The sequence below is a fragment of the Nonomuraea candida genome, from assembly GCF_000725485.1.
Taxonomy (GTDB): Bacteria; Actinomycetota; Actinomycetes; order Streptosporangiales; family Streptosporangiaceae; genus Nonomuraea; species Nonomuraea candida.
Map to the genome: position 1 here is coordinate 1 of NZ_JOAG01000211.1, position 237 is coordinate 237.

A 237-nucleotide genomic window follows, 5' to 3' on the forward strand; every position below is an offset into this window, starting at 1 on the left:
TACCGCCGCACCCAGGGCGTCACCTACTTCCACGGCTGCTACTCCGTCGGCGACGACCTGTTGTGGGGTGTCAATCGGGCACGCAAGGGCATCGACCCCACCTGGGCCGCGCTGAAATCCATCCGTGCCGCCCGCCCGGACGGTGCTCCGATCTACGTCATCCTGGACAATCTGTCGGCGCACAAGAACTGGCGCATCCGTGCCTGGGCTGAGAAGAACAAGGTCAGGCTGCTGTTC

At 64.6% G+C, this 237-nt stretch carries 1 pseudogene; it reads left to right on the forward strand.

The features are described 5' to 3' along the window. A pseudogene (locus IO39_RS43750) lies at nucleotides 1-237 on the forward strand (IS630 family transposase); the annotation flags it as partial.